This is a genomic window from Gracilinema caldarium DSM 7334 (assembly GCF_000219725.1).
Classification (GTDB): Bacteria; Spirochaetota; Spirochaetia; order Treponematales; family Breznakiellaceae; genus Gracilinema; species Gracilinema caldarium.
The window spans coordinates 2,750,587-2,769,889 of sequence record NC_015732.1 but is presented as its reverse complement, the minus strand read 5'-3'; the positions used below and the strand labels follow the sequence as shown (position 1 = coordinate 2,769,889).

General features: G+C 38.0%; 16 protein-coding genes and 1 pseudogene. 6 read left to right on the top strand and 11 right to left on the bottom strand.

Features of this window, described 5'->3' with window-relative positions:
• Positions 1-5: 5 nt before the first annotated feature.
• From SPICA_RS15505 to SPICA_RS12460, 6 genes and pseudogenes are all read right to left on the bottom strand, one after another.
• Positions 6-824 (bottom strand): annotated as a pseudogene (locus SPICA_RS15505) (DNA methyltransferase); the annotation flags it as partial.
• 10 nt (positions 825-834) lie between these two features.
• On the bottom strand, positions 835-1,953 hold the full coding sequence (locus tag SPICA_RS15500) for a DNA methyltransferase (protein ID WP_052296383.1): 1,119 nt from the start codon (positions 1,951-1,953) through the stop codon (positions 835-837).
• 151 nt (positions 1,954-2,104) lie between these two features.
• Entirely contained in the window at positions 2,105-3,004 is a 900-nt protein-coding gene (locus SPICA_RS12470) for an alpha/beta hydrolase (RefSeq protein ID WP_013969844.1), read from the bottom strand.
• 20 nt (positions 3,005-3,024) lie between these two features.
• Complete coding sequence (locus tag SPICA_RS15025) at positions 3,025-3,597, bottom strand: alpha/beta hydrolase family protein (protein ID WP_257720292.1); 573 nt, start codon at positions 3,595-3,597, stop codon at positions 3,025-3,027.
• 12 nt (positions 3,598-3,609) lie between these two features.
• Positions 3,610-4,122 carry a dienelactone hydrolase family protein gene (locus SPICA_RS15020; protein ID WP_052296380.1) on the bottom strand — a complete coding sequence of 171 codons (513 nt, stop codon included), beginning with the start codon at positions 4,120-4,122 and terminating at the stop codon, positions 3,610-3,612.
• Positions 4,116-5,714, bottom strand: coding sequence for a glycoside hydrolase family 43 protein (locus SPICA_RS12460; protein ID WP_013969843.1), 1,599 nt, complete (start codon positions 5,712-5,714; stop codon positions 4,116-4,118). Before SPICA_RS12460 ends, SPICA_RS15020 begins: the two co-directional genes overlap by 7 nt.
• A 198-nt stretch (positions 5,715-5,912) precedes the next feature.
• On the opposite strand from SPICA_RS12460, the gene SPICA_RS12455 reads away from it, so the two are divergent.
• The 4 genes from SPICA_RS12455 to SPICA_RS12440 all read left to right on the top strand — a co-directional run bounded on the left by SPICA_RS12455 (position 5,913) and on the right by SPICA_RS12440 (position 10,909).
• Positions 5,913-7,466, top strand: coding sequence for a glycoside hydrolase family 43 protein (locus SPICA_RS12455; protein ID WP_013969842.1), 1,554 nt, complete (start codon positions 5,913-5,915; stop codon positions 7,464-7,466).
• Between the two features lie 86 nt (positions 7,467-7,552).
• Positions 7,553-9,004: an extracellular solute-binding protein gene (locus tag SPICA_RS12450; RefSeq protein ID WP_013969841.1), complete on the top strand. Its 1,452-nt coding sequence runs from the start codon at positions 7,553-7,555 to the stop codon at positions 9,002-9,004.
• Between the two features lie 106 nt (positions 9,005-9,110).
• Positions 9,111-10,031 carry an ABC transporter permease gene (locus SPICA_RS12445; protein ID WP_013969840.1) on the top strand — a complete coding sequence of 307 codons (921 nt, stop codon included), beginning with the start codon at positions 9,111-9,113 and terminating at the stop codon, positions 10,029-10,031.
• Positions 10,032-10,114: 83 nt separating this feature from the next.
• Complete coding sequence (locus SPICA_RS12440; protein ID WP_215904893.1) at positions 10,115-10,909, top strand: carbohydrate ABC transporter permease; 795 nt, start codon at positions 10,115-10,117, stop codon at positions 10,907-10,909.
• A gap of 37 nt (positions 10,910-10,946) precedes the next feature.
• Here the strand turns inward: SPICA_RS12440 and SPICA_RS12435 are convergent, their stop codons facing one another.
• Positions 10,947-12,365 carry an MATE family efflux transporter gene (locus SPICA_RS12435; protein WP_013969838.1) on the bottom strand — a complete coding sequence of 473 codons (1,419 nt, stop codon included), beginning with the start codon at positions 12,363-12,365 and terminating at the stop codon, positions 10,947-10,949.
• A gap of 79 nt (positions 12,366-12,444) precedes the next feature.
• Between SPICA_RS12435 and SPICA_RS15015 the strand changes: the two genes are divergently transcribed.
• Positions 12,445-13,293: an AraC family transcriptional regulator gene (locus SPICA_RS15015; RefSeq protein ID WP_013969837.1), complete on the top strand. Its 849-nt coding sequence runs from the start codon at positions 12,445-12,447 to the stop codon at positions 13,291-13,293.
• Positions 13,294-13,372: 79 nt separating this feature from the next.
• On the opposite strand, the gene SPICA_RS12425 is transcribed toward SPICA_RS15015, so the two are convergent.
• Both SPICA_RS12425 and SPICA_RS12420 read right to left on the bottom strand, forming a co-directional pair.
• Entirely contained in the window at positions 13,373-14,836 is a 1,464-nt protein-coding gene (locus SPICA_RS12425; RefSeq protein ID WP_013967564.1) for an IS5 family transposase, read from the bottom strand.
• Positions 14,837-15,116: 280 nt separating this feature from the next.
• Positions 15,117-15,695, bottom strand: a complete 579-nt coding sequence (locus tag SPICA_RS12420) for a tetratricopeptide repeat protein (RefSeq protein ID WP_013969836.1) — start codon at positions 15,693-15,695, stop codon at positions 15,117-15,119.
• 123 nt (positions 15,696-15,818) lie between these two features.
• On the opposite strand from SPICA_RS12420, the gene SPICA_RS12415 reads away from it, so the two are divergent.
• On the top strand, positions 15,819-17,282 hold the full coding sequence (locus SPICA_RS12415) for an IS5 family transposase (protein WP_013967564.1): 1,464 nt from the start codon (positions 15,819-15,821) through the stop codon (positions 17,280-17,282).
• Positions 17,283-17,344: 62 nt separating this feature from the next.
• On the opposite strand, the gene SPICA_RS12410 is transcribed toward SPICA_RS12415, so the two are convergent.
• Together SPICA_RS12410 and SPICA_RS12405 are read right to left on the bottom strand one after the other, a co-directional pair.
• Positions 17,345-18,112, bottom strand: a complete 768-nt coding sequence (locus tag SPICA_RS12410) for a hypothetical protein (protein WP_013969835.1) — start codon at positions 18,110-18,112, stop codon at positions 17,345-17,347.
• Between the two features lie 161 nt (positions 18,113-18,273).
• Entirely contained in the window at positions 18,274-19,215 is a 942-nt protein-coding gene (locus tag SPICA_RS12405; protein WP_013969834.1) for a radical SAM protein, read from the bottom strand.
• Positions 19,216-19,303 lie beyond the last annotated feature (88 nt).

Sequence of the window (19,303 nt, the reverse complement as noted above, 5' to 3'; positions counted from 1 at the left end):
TATCTTCAATATAACTTGTCATAATTATCACTTAAATTATAAAAATTCATTGTAATATATTTATCGTATTCACTGATATTGTAATCAGCATCCATTAAAGATGAAAGATTAACATATAATTGGTTTTTATCTAATAATTCGAATAGTAGTTTTTTTTGATCTATAAAAACAAGCTTTTTAAACTGGTCTAATTCTTCAATTAATAATTTTAAGTCAATACTATATTTAAGAAAAGCTTTCATTTTTATATCATCTAAAATATTTTCTAGTTCATATGCACTTTTTGCATTTATTATTTTATCAATAAAATCTTCATTCTGTTTTTTTAACTCAAAATAAATAAATGAACCGCCACCATTCCAGTTGATATTTTTGGATATTCCTGTTTGGTCGCCTTGTATAACTTTATTTAATCTTACAACACTATCATTCTCACCATAATCTAGCTGTTCAATACCTATATATCTTCTTTTCATTTTATGTGCAACGGCTGCTGTTGTTCCACTACCTAAGTGATAATCTAAAACAAGATCATTCTCTTTTGTTGTTAATTCAATAATTCTTTTTATTAATTTTTCCGGTTTCTTCCCGCTGGGTAGCCTTACTCCACCTTCGGTTTGATTTGTTTGAAATATATCATCATCCCACAAATCTGATATTAATGTTCCAAAATATACTTGATTATCATCTATTATAACTCTCTCTTTTAAAGGCACTAATACACCGCCATTATAAATTAAAACTAGTTGACCTTTAGAATTAATATATTCAATGACTTCTTTATTGTTTTTTGATTTTTCTATTTCCATTTTTATCTTATCTCCAGCTTTTTTATTATTTTTTTTCTAGAGAATATATTTTATCATAATTTTTAAGAGCATATGCTTCTAATTCTATATTATTTTTATATTGTTTTTTTAAATCTTTAATAATATATCTATCATCTCTCTTTATTACTTCATATCTATAGTTAGGATTAAAATCAGATTTTATATAGATCGGATTAAAGCGAAATGTTGGTGTTTTAGAATAAAATAAAATATATTCTTTTACCTTAAAAAGTCTTTCACCTCTTTTAACATTTATTGCATTGACACCACTTGGAGTACTAGTTTTAACAACTATTGTTTCTCGATAGTTGTCTGTACCAAATACTTCATCCATTAAAACTTTCAGATAAGCTTGTTCATTGTCATCACATTGTACAAATATAGATCCGTCATTGCTAAGTAATTCTTTAGCGATCTCAAAACGATTCTTCATAAAGGTAAGCCATGTTGATCTATTAAAGTTGTCGTTGTACTTAAACTCATCATTACCTGTATTATATGGAGGATCTATATAAATAAGCTTTACCTTGCCAGCAAATTCTTTTTTTATACTATATAGTGCTAAAAGATTATTTCCTTTTATTATTAGATTATCAGTTATTATTCCTTCTTCATTTCGATTAAATTGTTTTACTAGCTTTTCACCATTTTTATCGAAGTGTTTTGCATTAGTTAAAACTTTTGGTTCTAAAAGTTGAGTAATTTCATCTTGTGCTAAGATTTCATTAAAAAATATTTCTTTTCGGCTTTGCTCTTCTTTTGTTTGACCACCTTCAAGAATACAATCCTTAAATGGCCATATTAAAGCAATATCATTTCGCTGTTTTAAATACATACCATCAATAGTAAGTCCAATTTTATTTTTATATTTAGTATAACTATTGTTAAAATAGTTTTTTTGTTCTAAAAAATCGATAAAAAGGTTTTGTTTGAAAATTAAAATACCTTGAATGTTTACAAAGAATTCCTTTTTCAGAACATCGTTTTGTATGAGAAGGTCTAATAATTCTTTGTCAAAATTTTGTGCCCTTTGTATAATAACCCATTTTTTAAGTTCTACATTTTTATTTATATATTTAGGGTCTTTTTTAAACTGTTCTACTAATATATCATATAAACTCATGCACATAAAATCCTATAGAATAGAATATAAGAACATATAAGCCTATAATTATTAAGCTATTATAAATCTGCTGTCAAGCCAAAGTTTAAAGAATGTTTAGTATGTTAACAGAGAAGATTACTTTCTAGCCTTAGATTCTAAGTTATTTATTCTATTCGATATTCAACCAGCGCAATAGTAAATGTGGCCAGGCTGATATAGGTCCATGTTTAGTACGAAGTCCAAAACCGTGACCTCCTTCAGGAAATATATGGGCTTCTAGAGCGACGCCTTTCTTACTGCATGCTTCGCAAAGTAAAAGGGAGTTTGTGACAGGTACAGCTTTATCATCCAGGGCGTGAACAACAAAAAGAGGAGGCATATTCTCTCGAATCTGGAGTTCTATTGAGTGCTGATCTACTAGTGCAGGTGAAGGATTGGGTCCCAGTAAGCGGCGTCGAGATCCTGGATGAGTAATCTCTATTTTCATAGAAATTACTGGATAGATTAAAATACCAACATCAGGTCTTATATTAGGAATATCAATGGAATCCCTCTGTTCAGAAGGCATCGGGGTGTCCCAGTGCGTGCACAGTTCTGCCGCTATATGTGCTCCCGCGGAAAATCCCATAATCCCTATGGTTGTTAGATTCCCCCACGCTTTAGCATGCTTTCGTAGCAACAACATCGCACGATGAGCATCAAGAAAGGGTACTACATGAGGTTGTTCATATCGTTCACAGGGTAAGCGATATTTTAATATAAATGCACTAATTCTATGACTATTAAGCCATGCACCAATTTCAAAGCCTTCCTTATCTATAACGACTCGTTCGTAGCCTCCACCAGGAATAATAAGTATACCTAAAGGTAAAGGATTTTCTGGTATCATCGGAAAAATCGAAGGCCGGAGCACATTAGATATAAATCGATCATGAATTTTTAGATCAGAACTTCGATCTACTACCTGTTCTTCCGGGAGTGGAGGCATATCCCGTTGAAGTTCTTCTTTAAGAAACCTGGTATCCCAGAGTGGAATCTCTGAAACAGGCCATTGGTAGTCGTCATGCATAATAAAAACCTTTATTATACTTACTGTTTCCATTTTTCAAGAAGCCAGGAGAAAGAGGCTTCCTGTTTTTCAAGATCATATACATGACCTGTTGGCCATATGCGTGTCTCGAGTTGTTCAGATGCACCGATCGTACGGTAAATATTTCGTAACTTTTCATAGGCTTCTAAGACTGAGTTAATAGGAAAAAGAGTATCCATTTCGCCCGAGTAGAATAACATTGGTTTTGGAGCTGCAAGCCCTGCAATATCGGGATAATCCAGATAGCGTCCCAGGAAAGGATGCAGCATTGTAAAGGCCGATTGCCCTTTAAGCTGATTGTTCCCAGGAACCATTAACCCTTTCATGGTAGCCATCCAGTTTATACATATCCCAGCTGTAATATCTGCTGAAAGAGCTGCACACTGCCAGGCCCGAAAGGCGCCCATTGAAAACCCGAGAGCGACTATCCGTTTGGGGTCTACCATCGGTAATGTTGCAAGAAATTGGGCTGCACGAAGATCTTCGAGGGCAATGATTCCAGCATAAGATACACCCATATTCATTAAATTAGAAGCAAGTGCTTGTTGGTTCTCATTACTCCATCCTTTAATTGAACGATCACCTCATCCTAAAGCATCAAAACTGAGAACGACAAAACCACGCTTCGCAAGTTCATCCCCTATATATCGTCCGCTATACAACCTATTTACCCACTGACGGCTTGAATCAATCTTGTCAGTATCCCCCCAGGGTTCAACAAGTTTTTCTTTCCCTATGTCAAATTTGCTCCCATGATCGTGGAGTAAAAGGGCAGCCGGAAAAGGAGATGTTCCGTGTGGAATAAGTACATATGCAAGTACTCTACTGTCACTGGTAATATTGAAAACTACTTTATGAGTTGTATACTTGCCACGATTTACAGATTCAAGAAATTCCATTTCAAAGGGAGTTTTGTCTTCCCAGGGAATGATAAAATCCCGTGCCTTTTCGAGGGCCCTGGTTATCCATGTATCAAAATCGATATCATGTTTCCAACCAAGCGTAAAGGACATTCGGTTTAGGAGTGACTCATAGAAAACTGGTAATGGTTTTTCAAGATCCGTAATCCCCTGCTTATTTATTCCGTTAATTAACATATATCTTTTGGTATATATTCAAACCAATCAAAATCGACCGATGTTGTACTTGCGTTTCCACCGTTATAAGCAAACATCCCAACCATAGATCCTGTAAAACGTTTGGTATAAGGGCCCGTATATCCTTCATCAGACAGATGATATGCATTAGAAATAGTAGCTAATTCAATCCATGTTTCTCCATCGTAAGAATAGAAAAAACGTCGTTCCAGGCAATTGGTTTTAAGACAGAGATACAGGATAGGAGAAATGGTGGTCATTTCTTCAGGATATTCGGCGTAAGTAATATAGGAGCTTCCGCGGTAATCTTCTACAACAAGAGAATACCCAGAAAGGGTGCGACGTCTTCCACAAATAATGTGGGTTTTTGTATCATAGTATGCAGTTATGCCTGCGGTTTCCCCAGGATTTTGTGGAGTAAAATGTATACAACAACGGGTTTCTGAATTAAGGCTTGTTTCTCGTTGTAGTATAGGCCGAGCTCCCAATTCGTTTAATGGTGTACTCCGACAATAAAGGCGAAGAAAGCCTGGGCGATCGACAAGTGAGTATGCCGAAGGATCTGGATTTCGTGGGGTATACCACTGGATATTGAGTACCTGGTCATCAAATTCATCTCGAATATGTGGTGATGAAGGTGTCCATGGTAATTGAGGTACCTGGTTACTTAGACTGGGACCTTTGCCCCCATTGATAACTGGCCAGCCCTCAGCGGTCCAGGAAACAGGGTCGAGGGCTGTTTCACGACCTAAAATACAAAACCGGTTGTTTTCCAAACCGTTAATTGTTGCGGTGATCGGCCGACCACAAAGATATAAAACCCACCAAGAGCCATCTGGGGCCTCAACAAATTTCCCATGTCCGCAACGTTGTAGCGGAGCGGTAGGATCTTGCTGTTTAAGTATGGGATTGTATGGATTACTTTCATAAGGACCATAAAGGGATCGGGAACGTCCTGATCCAATTTGATGGTTGTAGCCTGTACCGCCTTCAGCTGTAATAAGGTAATACCAGCCATCCTTTTTAAAAAGATGCGGCCCCTCAGGGATACGACCGCCAGATCCTTCCCAGATGGTTTTAATTTCACCTGTAATGGCAGAACAGTCATCATTTAAAGGAATGAGACGGACCGCTGGATTGAGGAGCATGTAGTGTTTTCCGTCGTCATCAACAAAATGAGAAGGATCGATTCCATCTACATCAATAAAATGAGGGTATGAATAGGGCCCTTCAGGATTGGAAGCTGTGACAATCATTTGTCGTCGTATGATCTGAGATGGTTCTCTATTGCTCTGTATTTCGTTAAGTCTGAGCGTAACAAATATATAAAAAGTACCATTATGGTAAGAAATGTCTGGGGCCCAGAATCCCCTGCCATCTAGCAGATGCCGTATATCTAGCCAATCATTGCGGGTCCAAACATGTCCAATAGCGTTCCAATGTACCAGATCCCTGGAGTGGGAAATCACAATCCCAGGATAATAATGAAACGTAGAATTGACCATGTAAAAATCATGCCCAACCCGAATCACCGATGGGTCAGGGTGAAACCCTGGATAGACAGGATTAGTGTAGGTTGGGAGCCTTTTCATATGAATAACTATACCATATACAGCTAGAGCTTGGTGATGGATTATAACGCTTAAAATTAGGAATACTACGATATAGGTGCCCGGTAAAGTAAAAAAGAAAGCCGGAATAATGCATCATAATAGGTTTATGATAACCCCTGTATACTAGCGATGCATGTAAAAAAAACGTTTAAAACTATGATACCTTAGGAGCTAATAATGGGTTCTGTGGATATTCAAGAACTATGGAGTCCTATGTATTCTTCGACTGAATACAGAAATCCTATACTTTTTGCAGACTATTCTGACCCTGATGTTATTCGAGTTGGAGACCGTTTTTTTGGAACCGCAAGTAGTTTTGTTCATACCCCGGGACTTCCTGTTCTTGAATCGGATGACCTTGTACACTGGCATCTTGTCTCCTATGCTATTCCCCGTTTACCCCTGTATTATGATGGGCCTGTCCGACATGGAGATGGAGTATGGGCTCCCAGTTTGCGCTATCATGATGGTTGGTTCTGGATTTTTTTTAGTATGCCCGATGAGGGCATCTTTATGACAAGAGCTAAACATCCTCATGGCCCTTGGAGTCCTATTCATTGTATACATACAGTACAAGGATGGATTGACCCCTGTCCTTTCTGGGATGATGATGGTACAGCTTATTTGGTACATGCTTTTGCGAAGAGCCGTTGTGGGATAAAAAGCAAACTTCAACTTTTCCAGATGAAAGAAGATGCTTCAGCACTGCTTGGTGATGGGGTTGTAATATTCGATGGAACCCAAACTCAACCTACTATTGAAGGGCCAAAACTCTATAAGCGTAATGGCTATTATTATATATTTGCGCCTGCTGGTGGTGTTAAACCCGGATGGCAGACCGTTCTCCGTGCAAAATCGATTTGGGGCCCATACGAAGAACGGATTGTATTACATCAGGGGGATACAGAAATAAATGGCCCCCATCAAGGAGCCTATGTAGCCTTAGAAGATGGAACCGGTTGGTTTATTCATTTTCAAGATAGGGATGCCTATGGTCGAATCTGGCATCTTCAACCGGTTCAATGGATTAACGATTGGCCTCTTATTGGGGTAGACCAAAATCATGATGGTATAGGTGAACCAGTAACCTATTATCATGTACCAATCTACACTGATAATAATCCATCTTATCATACCGGATTGAGTGATGATTTTGATAACTCAGAGCTTTCCTTACAATGGCAATGGGAAGGTAACCCGCTTGTGCCAGCCTACTCGCTGATTGCGAAAAACAGTTGTTTACGGCTTTTTGCTAAACCATGCCCAGGTGATACCTTTTGGTTATATACATACCCGAATATTATAACACAGAAATTTCCTGCCCCTTCATTTATAGTGGACGTGGTCTTCCTTGATAGTTATGGAGATGATGTATTGTCAGGGCTGATAGTATGTGGTGACACCTATTATTATATTGGTGTTCTTAAAGAGAATTCCCAATATAAGGTTGTGTGTGGTCAGGGCTCTAAAGAAAGCAAGGATAGTTTCAATATTTGTAAGGTATATGATAGTTCTCCTTTCCCAATCACACTTCGCGTAACAGTCGATACGCTTGCTCATGGACGTTGGTATTTTACTCGAAATTCTAACCCCTTTGAACCAATTGGAGAGCCCTTCTCTGTAGAGCCAGGTCGTTGGGTGGGAGGTCGTTTTGGACTTTTTTCGATTTCAATGAATAGGGATTCTGTAGAAGGATGGAGCGATATTGAACGGGTCGAGGTAAAAATATAAAAAGACGGTTTAATTCTAAAAGTGGTCGGCATTATCAGAAAAAAATTAGATACGATAAAATACCTATTTTATTCAAAGGAGTATGTATGATGTATAAACGAATTATACCTGCCTTACTTGTTATCACTGTATTCATGTTTGCAGGATGCGGCAAAAAAGCATCTGATGCAAAGAAAGTCGAAAAGCCTGTTTCTATTTCATTGATGGTAGATGGTACTTTTCTACCCAAGGAAAATGGTCAAGACGTTCTAGTTCAAGGGTATAAGGAACTTACTGGTATTGACCTTGTGGTGAATCAGCCAGCTCATAATGAGTATTACCAAAAATTGAATCTTGCTTTTTCTACTGGCGATGTTCCCGATGTTGTATTGCTGGGGAGTTATGCATATGCCTCATATGCTGCGAATGGCTCTTTGTACGATTTAACCGAATTATATGAAAAGTCTTCACTCAAGGATCGTATAAAGGATCCGGGAATCATAGAAGCTATTAAAGTAAATGGTAAGCTATACGGAATTCCCTATGATCGTGGTAATGGTACGGTGACCTATGTGCGGGGCGATTGGCTAGAAAAACTAGGGCTTGAAGTACCGAAGACCTACGATGAATTTATCAATATGCTGAGACTCTTTAAAAATAAAAATCCTGATGGGCTTGCGCAAGATAAGGTTATCCCTCTCACGGCGGCTGGCCTTGTGAATTCTGAATATCCGCTGGACATCTATTTAAGAGAATTTTACCAGGATGCAAGTCCAGATTTTATAAAGAAAAACGGAAAATGGATTGATGGAATGAGTGATCAATCCATGGTTGCAGCTCTTAAACGAATGCGAGAAGCCTATGCAGAGGGCCTTATTGATAAAGAAATCATTACCAATAAAACCTCGACATGTCGAGATAAATTTTATTCTGGTGTGGTTGGTGTTTTTAATTATTGGGCTGGAACCTGGAATCGCAATCTTGCTCTCAATATAGAAAAAAATAAACCACAAGCTAAGGTTACCCCTATTCCTGCTATTAAGGAAACAAAGTATATTGAACGACCTGCAACGGTACTTGCTATCAGCAAATCTTGTAAGAACCCCGAAGCAGTATTTAAATATTTTATAGAATTCCTTCTTGATGGTGAGAAAGGGCAGACTTTTGCAACCTTTGGGGTAGAGGGAAAAACCTATGAGATTAAAGATGGAATGATTCAATTCCTTCCTTCCATTCAGGATCCTGCAAAACCCTTTGTAAAGGCATGGTTTAGCCCTGAAATCCCTGTGTTTAGCTGGAATCCCGCATGGAAACCTTCTGATGAGCGTATTACCAATTCATTGGAAATATTTCAGAAAGATGCAGTTTCATATAAAGTATTCCCCTCATCGGATGTTATTAGCCAGTTATTACCAGAACTCAATACGATTAAGGCTAATTATGTAACAAAAATGGTATATGGAACATTAACTATTGATGAAGGTCTAGCTCAGTATCAAAAAGATTCTCAAAAATATGTAGATGCAATTCTTGAAGAGCTTCAGAAAATAGATCCATAAAAGTACTATTAATATTATCATCACGATAGACGTTTTTAAACCGGTGTTCTATAAAAATAGACGCCGGTTTTTATTCTTACCTATTTTTAAAGGAAGATGGTATTTTATGAAACAGCAGACCATGACACTCCAGGGCGCTTTCAGAAAGATTTCTCATGACCGAATGTATTATATAATGTTTGCACCGGTTTTTATTTTTGCTATTTTGTTTTGTTATCTTCCCATGATTGGTGTATTGTTAGCTTTTTTTGATTTTACACCCTTTAAATTTAAATTTGTTGGTTTTACTAATTTTATAGATCTCTTTTTTGGAATACGATCAGTTAATTTTTGGAGATCTGTATATAATACCATATTTCTGAGTTTGTCCAATCTTGTTTTGGGGACATTAATTTCTGTTTCTATTGCATTACTGCTCAATGAAATAGAAAGTAGAAAATTTAAATCATTTATTCAAAGTATTTTGTATTTACCACACTTTCTTTCATGGGTAGTGGTTGCATCAATATTTACAATAATCTTATCACCTCAGGGTGGACTTATAAATAATTTCCTTTCCAGCATGGGGTATGAACGAATTTATTTTTTAGCAGAAGAAACCTGGTGGACTCCTATATATCTATTTATAGGTCGTTGGAAAGAGACTGGTTGGGGAACAATAATTTACCTGGCAGCCCTTTCAGGTATTAATCCAGAGTTATATGAAGCTGCTGAAATTGATGGAGCCGGAAAATGGAAGCAAGCTCTTTATATTACACTTCCATCGTTAGTTCCTACAATTATAATTGTGTTTGTATTAAATCTAGGTAAGGTCCTTAATATATTTGAATCTGTATTTGTATTGATGAACTCAAATGTGCTTAAGGTCTCAGATGTAATTTCAGTATTTGCATATCGAACGGGGATTCAGCAAGCAAATTATGGGATGGGAACAGCTATTGGTCTTTTTAGATCTTTTATTGGTATGATTTTAGTGCTTATGACAAATAAAATAAATGAAAAGATTCGAGGATCATCAATATTCTAAGAGGTAATCTTATGAAACATGGTTTTTTACATAACAAACATTATATAAATCGGGATGTGTTTCGAATATGCAATGGATGCTTCATGGCTATATTATTAGTACTGATGCTTATTCCTATTTTAAAAGTACTATCTGATTCTCTGGATAGATCTGCGGTGTATGGTCTTAATCTACTGCCCCGTAATCCATCCCTTGAAGCGTATCGTGTTATTATTTCTAACAAAAATTTATACCGACCATTATTAATCTCTTTATTTACTACCGTTAGTGGTACCTTTCTTGGCCTGGTAATTACGACTCTTGCAGCATATGTTTTAATACAAAAAGATCTTATTGGTCGAGGTTTCTTTTCTCGTTTTATATTTATAACAATGATTTTTAATGGTGGGCTTGTTCCTACTTTTTTAGTACTTAAAAATCTTGGAATGACAAATACTCTTTGGGCCGTATTGTTGCCTGCAAGTGTAAATGCATTTAATATTTTTTTAATGAAAAATTTTTTTGATCAAATCCCTGTAAGTCTTTTTGAATCTGCTGAAATTGATGGAGCTTCGCCACCACAGGTTTTTTTCAGGATTGTTCTCCCCCTATCGGGAGCAGCCCTGGCTTCTATCGGATTGTTTTTTGCAGTACAATATTGGAATGAGTTCTTTGCCTATGTTATGTATGTTTCAAAACCAGATTTATATAATTTCCAAGTAAAATTACGGGAATTAATTCTTAATGAACAAAATCTGAACGATCCTACCATTATAGGATATGGAAACATGGTTAAAAATGCATCGGTGGTTGTTACCATAGTACCTTTCTTGTTTATTTACCCTTATGCACAGCGATATTTTATTCAAGGTGTAACTGTTGGTTCAATAAAAGAATAATTATTGGAAGCCTCTAAAACTGCAGTTTTAGAGGCCCCTATTTTTTATTGTGTGAAGTCCTTATAAGACCCTTTCGCCATCGTTGAATAATAAAAAGGGCCCCCACAATTGCACTAATACCCATCATCATATTACTAATCATCATTGCGATTCCTAAGCCTTCTGTCTTCATATTCGTGAAATGTTGAAAATACCAAAGTGGTGGAATTCGGAATACAAAAAGACGTAAAAGGTTTAGTAGCATAGAAAGACGAGTATATCCAAAGCCATATAAAAGTCCCATGACTGAACTGGAAATAGCCAGTAATATGGATGCATATCGTTCATAGTTATAGACTTTTGCAATTTCTTGAGAAAAAAGAGGGTCCCCTTTTGAAAAAAGTTGAATAAGATCATTTTTGAAGATACTCATTGCTATAAAAAAGAAAATACCTAAAACTATATTGATCATACATGTTACTTTAAAGGTGTCAAAAGCGCGGCGATAATTCTTATTACCTAAATTCTGGCTTATAATTGTAGCTTCTGCCTCTTGAAATCCGATGGGTGGCATAGTGACTAGACCCCCTATGCGATTGGAAACACCAAGGGCTCCAATTGCCATGCTCCCATAGATTGCACTCATTCCGTTCACGACAGCCTTTCCATAATTAAATATGAATTTTTCAAGAAATACTGGCAATGAAAGATGAATAATTTCTTTACATTCTGTAAATCCTGTTTTGTGTTTCTGGATAATAGTTTTAAAAGAAGCTCCCTCATGTACAAAGAATATTCCTACAGCTAACAAAGCAACGAGCCCCTGTGCAATAAATGATGCAACCGAGAGAGAAATTGGACCAATATCAAGAACATATACTAGAAAAAGAGTTATTGTTAGTTTTAATGAGAGGATGAGTAGATTCCAGGAGAATATTTTCCCCGTATATCCCCGGGCTCGTTGAATAGCAAAGTAGAGTGAATTTAGAAATACAAAGACTAACCCGCTTAATTCTATCCTGAACATAATGAGCCCAGGTTCAAAAAGATCCGCTGGCATTTTAAAAAACCATAAAATCCATGGAGCCAGAGGAATAGCGAGGCCTACAGTAAGAAGTATTAGAAGGCCTATCATCATTGAAAGTGTTACAATAAGACGATATTCCTTTTCTGTGTTGTGTTCTCCAATTGCACGACCTATTAAGATACCACCACCAAGTCCAATACCAGCACTTAACGTTGTAAAGAGCAATTGGATTTGAGAAATAAAAGAGATAATAGACACAATACGGGGACCCATAGAAGCGGCAATAAGTGTATCGATAAAACTGAATACTTGACTTAACCCGTTATAGAAAACCAGAGGAAGACCGATGAGTATGATCACAGACCATAAATTGTCATGGAGAATAAAATCCCGTTTGCTTCGATGGCGATCAGTGATGGCATCTATTTTAACAGATAATAATGTACGCATGAAAGAATTTGTATCAAAAAAACAAGAAAATAGGTGTTCATTTATTGTCAAATAACTAGAAATTTGTTCATATATTGTTATGCTTCAAACAGATATTCGGATAGAAGATACGGTTTGTAATCTTCGATTCATTCGAAAATCCAGGGCTACTACAAATCCTGAACGGCATTTTCATAATTCTTGGGAATTATTGTATGTAGTCTCTGGATCCCGGACCTTTTTTCATCAACATGCGACATACCGAATGAATGAAGGATCCCTGGCTCTCATACCTCCAGGTGTCCTCCACAGAGGGATTAATCGCGGGTCTGAAACCTGTGAGCTCTATAATCTTTATATTATCGATCCTCATCATCCTCTTTTTATGCCTCTTGTACCTCTGTATACATGTTGGGCTCAACACTATAAACCAGTTATACAATTTGAAGAGAAAACTCGTTATGAAATAGAAGTTCTTTTAAACACTATTGGGGCTGAGCTTGAAAAGAAAGATCGCTGGTATATGGAAACGGTATGGGCCTATATGACAATCTTGATATCTCGGGTGTGTCGATATGCAGAGCAAGAAAAAGGAATCATGGTCTACCATTCGACGGATTTTCGTATAGATACCATTATGGAATGGATTCAAGAACATTTTACAGAAATGATAGATCTTGACAGGGTAGCTCGTATAGTGGCTTTGAGCCCTGCATATGTATCTAAACTCTTTTATAAAGAGACGCAGATTCATTTACATGAATACCTTTCCTATGTTCGAATTCAGCGGGCTTGCCAGCTACTTGCAACAACCCGTAAGCCTATATATCTTATCGCTGAACATTGTGGTTTTGGTAGTTTAACCCAGTTTGGTAGAGTTTTTCGGGAATTAACAGGTCAACATCCGTTCGAATACAGAAAAAAAACAAATCCTCACTACATTGGCTAATATAGTTATCTACCTAGGGCCTACTGAAAATGTCTAAAAACGATATTTCAAAACTTTTTTACGTTAAAATGGGTTTAATTTAGTATACTAAAACTTTCAAATATGATTTATGAGGTTTAAAACCAAGTAAAAATAAAAAGCGCATAAAAAGATCCCTCAGGATCTTTTCACAGTTGGTCAGCAATACACATACCATGATTGCTGTTTCACTAGTTTCGCGTAATTTTTCATAGATTGTACCAAGACCAAACTTTCGTTTCATATATCCAAAGCCACCTTCAATCGCTTGTCGAATGGCTTCGTCAAGTCTTTGAATCTTTCGTAGCTGTCGTACTATCTTTTTATTCTCTAATGTTTCTTTAATCGGTCTGCCTAAGGGTGGTCCAGACAATCGTATTCCTCGAGCTTCACAATAGGCTCGGTTTGCTCGTGTCCGATATATTTTATCGGCATGCACCGATTCCGGATATCGACCACATCGCCTCTTATATTTTTCTATTTGTGTTGGCAAATCTTCTTGTTCGTTATAGGGTTCCCATTGTAATCGATCTATAAAAATCATCCCGTGTTCGGTCATCGATGCTGATAGTTTTGCTCCGAATTCAAAGGCCGCTTTTGCTTTACCTCGGGCTATTGGTCGTACATGGGGTTGACTGATACTGACGATTTTTCCCGATATCGAATGGGTCTTTCCCTTATACATCTGTACCTGTTGCCGGTAAACCTCATGTATCACGATAAGATCACGTCGCTGTTTTGCACTCAACGTTGTACTGGGAACCTTGTTTTGTAATTCATTGATAGTCCGTAAATTACGTCGTATGTATTGGAGTTGGGTCCGAATCGCTCTGCGTATTTCTTTTTTTGTTCTTCGTCGCCCTCGTATAAAATTGAGATATTTGATACGGGCCTGTTTTCTATAGGTTCGTGGTTTTATGGTGAGCTCACTCGCTTCATATAACGTATCAATTATCTTTTCTGTTTTCCTTCGCGCTTCATCCAATAAAGTGACATCATGGGGATGCCGGATATCCTGGGGGACGCACGTGGCATCTATAATGAGTTGCCCTCGATTTCCATGATCATGGTCATCCTTTTGGTTTTCTTTGTTCTGTTTTTTTTCAGATTCTGCTTCTACCTGTTCTTGATACCGTTTCGCTATCAACTCATTTATCTGTGCTATTGCATCAGGTCCAAGCCGTTTTCGAAAATGAACCATCATGCTTGGATCAAAGGGTTTTTCATCTTTGTAAGATTCATATCCTAAAAAATATTGCAGGTAATGGTTCTCTCGTATTGTTTCTACCGTTTCTTCATCTGTTAATTGTAATTTCTCTTTTATCAATAATGATCCCAAGGCGAGCCGTACGGTCTTGGCTGTTCTTCCAATTCGTTTTGAAAAACATTTTTTATATTCAGCTTCTATCTCTTCCCATGGAATAATTGCGGCTAATCGTACCCATCGATTATCTTCTCGTAAATGTCCTCCGAAGGGTACATAAAAGTCTTCAAACTCAGGTACCTGTTCCTTTTCCTTATACATCGTTACCCCATAGTAAAGTGCACGCTTTTTAAGGCCTTACCCCTTTCTTCCGTGCACTTCTTATTGAGATTATCTCTGTATTTGCTTCTTTTGTAAAGAGTTGTTTGTTTTTCAGGAAGCCCTACCTAGAAAAGGTTCTACCCTGGCTAATGTAACTTTACCGGACCTTAGTTACATGTATTGTTGGCGCCTCTAAATAAAAATTCGTTGATTTTTTTATAGGCGTTTATCATCTATGGTAGACGTTAAAAAAAAGAAGTTTTTAAACGTCTTTTATATATTACTGACCGATCGATTCCAGAAAATTCCGCAATTCTTTGAGAGCTTCTGGATTATTAGCTTCTTTAAAGTAATATTGAGCCTGTTCTGCAGTTTTTCTAGCTTCAGTATTGTTTCCTTCTAGGGCATATATCTGGGCATCAAAGTAGTATACAATACCTGATGCTTCATTGTTCGATGTCACTATTGCTTTTGTATTCTGCAAAATTGCATGAGAACGGACAAAGTCACCGGCTGAAACCAGATATTTTACAATATCTGAAATTTCATTAACACGTCCGAATTGCTCCCAGGATATCCTGATACATTCATTAAAGGTATGGATAGCCTTGTCGATATCAGTTGTATTGTTACCATATTTATAATAAAAACGACCAAAGAACTGCAAAGCATAAGGGTCTTCTGGATAGTTATGGGTAAGTTTTATGAGAGTCTCTTCTGCCTTTTTAGTATTACCAATAATTATATAAATATGAGAAAGCAAAATATATGCATCCATCTGAAATATTTTGTTCTCTTCAGGGTATTGTATCGCTTTGTTACAATAGTCTATTGCTTCATTATACTGTTCAAGATACATAGGGCTTCCTGAAAAACAAACAACTCTTTACAAAAGAAGCAAATACAGAGATAATCTCAATAAGAAGTGCACGGAAGAAAGGGGTAAGGCCTTAAAAAGCGTGCACTTTACTATGGGGTAACGATGTATAAGGAAAAGGAACAGGTACCTGAGTTTGAAGACTTTTATGTACCCTTCGGAGGACATTTACGAGAAGATAATCGATGGGTACGATTAGCCGCAATTATTCCATGGGAAGAGATAGAAGCTGAATATAAAAAATGTTTTTCAAAACGAATTGGAAGAACAGCCAAGACCGTACGGCTCGCCTTGGGATCATTATTGATAAAAGAGAAATTACAATTAACAGATGAAGAAACGGTAGAAACAATACGAGAGAACCATTACCTGCAATATTTTTTAGGATATGAATCTTACAAAGATGAAAAACCCTTTGATCCAAGCATGATGGTTCATTTTCGAAAACGGCTTGGACCTGATGCAATAGCACAGATAAATGAGTTGATAGCGAAACGGTATCAAGAACAGGTAGAAGCAGAATCTGAAAAAAAACAGAACAAAGAAAACCAAAAGGATGACCATGATCATGGAAATCGAGGGCAACTCATTATAGATGCCACGTGCGTCCCCCAGGATATCCGGCATCCCCATGATGTCACTTTATTGGATGAAGCGCGAAGGAAAACAGAAAAGATAATTGATACGTTATATGAAGCGAGTGAGCTCACCATAAAACCACGAACCTATAGAAAACAGGCCCGTATCAAATATCTCAATTTTATACGAGGGCGACGAAGAACAAAAAAAGAAATACGCAGAGCGATTCGGACCCAACTCCAATACATACGACGTAATTTACGGACTATCAATGAATTACAAAACAAGGTTCCCAGTACAACGTTGAGTGCAAAACAGCGACGTGATCTTATCGTGATACATGAGGTTTACCGGCAACAGGTACAGATGTATAAGGGAAAGACCCATTCGATATCGGGAAAAATCGTCAGTATCAGTCAACCCCATGTACGACCAATAGCCCGAGGTAAAGCAAAAGCGGCCTTTGAATTCGGAGCAAAACTATCAGCATCGATGACCGAACACGGGATGATTTTTATAGATCGATTACAATGGGAACCCTATAACGAACAAGAAGATTTGCCAACACAAATAGAAAAATATAAGAGGCGATGTGGTCGATATCCGGAATCGGTGCATGCCGATAAAATATATCGGACACGAGCAAACCGAGCCTATTGTGAAGCTCGAGGAATACGATTGTCTGGACCACCCTTAGGCAGACCGATTAAAGAAACATTAGAGAATAAAAAGATAGTACGACAGCTACGAAAGATTCAAAGACTTGACGAAGCCATTCGACAAGCGATTGAAGGTGGCTTTGGATATATGAAACGAAAGTTTGGTCTTGGTACAATCTATGAAAAATTACGCGAAACTAGTGAAACAGCAATCATGGTATGTGTATTGCTGACCAACTGTGAAAAGATCCTGAGGGATCTTTTTATGCGCTTTTTATTTTTACTTGGTTTTAAACCTCATAAATCATATTTGAAAGTTTTAGTATACTAAATTAAACCCATTTTAACGTAAAAAAGTTTTGAAATATCATTTTTAGACATTTTCAGTAGGCCCTACATACTGGATACGGCGAAATTATACCAGTAGTTGCCAAACTCTGGCCTATATTCTACAAGATCTTTATACCCTTTGTAAGCTTCCTCAAAATGATTAGTTAATAAAGCAGATTGGGCATAATTTTCAAGGGCCCTCAGATTGTAAAAGTTCGCGCTAATAGCTTTGCGGTAATTTTCATATGCAAGTGATAGTAGTTCATCATATGGTTTTAACCATTGATCTTTATAGCGTTGCGAGACGTCAAAATAGTACTGAGCCCGTGCCAGATTAGTTCTTGGAGTTTCGCCATAGATTTTTTCGTATTCATCAATTTTACCTTCGGGTCCGGTATAGTCAACGGTTAAATTAAAACTCATTTCTTTGTTGCCATATGAAATGTCGCGGCGATAGGCATACAGTTCTTCTTCACTATTAAAGTCCTTGATATCAAACATAGTATGCATCATGCTAAAACTGAACCAGTTGGTAATTACTTCTGTCCACTTATAGATAATATAGTCCTTATCTTTTCCCAGATCTTCATCTATAGAAAGAGCACGAAGGGCAGATGCATATTTAGCTTGTGTAATAAGGCTATCACAACGGGCTATGGCATCGCGAACACTTTGTGGGGCATCAGCATACATATCCAGTTCAAAGTTTTTCTTGGTAACGACCGCTACAGAATCAATCGTACTATCATCCTTAGCAGTAGTGCTATTGGTCGCACAGGAAACAAACAGTAGAACATAAAGGAATGCAATCGCTATACTACATTTTTTCATATTAAACCCCTTATAACAAAGTTGATTTAGTTAGCATAGTACAGACAATTTAATCGGTCAAGTTTTCTTTTTTATCATGATACTCATTTTTTTACTTCTGCAGTATTGCCGTGATGTGCTTTTTGGGAGGAAAAAGAGTAATATGAGGCGGCCAGATAACCCTATACAAACAAATTTATCGGAAGATGATGGAGAGCGAGGGCTTTCAGTAAGGAAGCCCGCCGAGCCGCAAGGTAGGACTCGTCTACGGGTTCCGTTTTCGGGTCCTCCGGAGCAGGGCGAGCCTTTCCATAGAGCTGGATAGCCTGAGGTCCAACCGTTCTGTGCTTACCACCTGTGGGTGCAGATGATTCGTCTGCCAAGGGTGGGTGGGGTGGTGCTTCTATAAGCGAGGCTTCCACCAACTGTCGTATCCGCCCTTCCCAGGCAGTAACCTCTTCCTCGGGCGGGAGCTGTCCATCAACCTTGCAGATCATAGTCTGGATGATGAAGGGGGCCCGCCGGGCAAAGGCATCGATTGCTTCGTTCAGTGCCTCAAAGGGTAGTGCTGAACGGTTCATTTGTTCATACCAGAATTTGGTTCCCGCATCAATCTTGAGCCATATCTCGAGGGCTTCAGAGGGGCCATCAAAATAAGGCATTTCACCCCGGGCTGCCTGGGCGAGGAATGCTGCTATCGATGTATCCAGGAGCCCCGTGCCGTTCGTGATGAGCACCAGTTTTACATCAGGTTGATGAACCTGAAAGAGTTCGCGACGCAACCGGGCGGCTAGGGTAAGGGCCGGAATAAGGTCAGGATGCAGGGTCGGTTCCCCATTCCCGGAAAACGAGATGTCCCGAACCGGATGCGCAGGGGGATCTGTCTGGAGCTCTTCTGCCAGGTTCCGCAGTCCCTGTTCCATGGCTGCAAGAGAAAACTTTAGGTCCATCTCGAAGGGAAACACCTCGCAGTAGGGGCAGTCAAAACTGCAGGTTTTCCGGTCTGGAAACAGGTTAATGCCCACCGAAAGGCCCCCGGCTCTGCGGGATATGACAGGATATATAATGGCCCCTGCTTCCCGGTCAAGCCGATGATCTTTTACGGAACTGATTGAGCTACTCATATCTGGTATTATAGAAAAAGAGTTCGACCAAGGTCGAGCCTCGCTTGTCTATTTAGTGCATCTTGAATAGCTCATGACCGATTCTTAG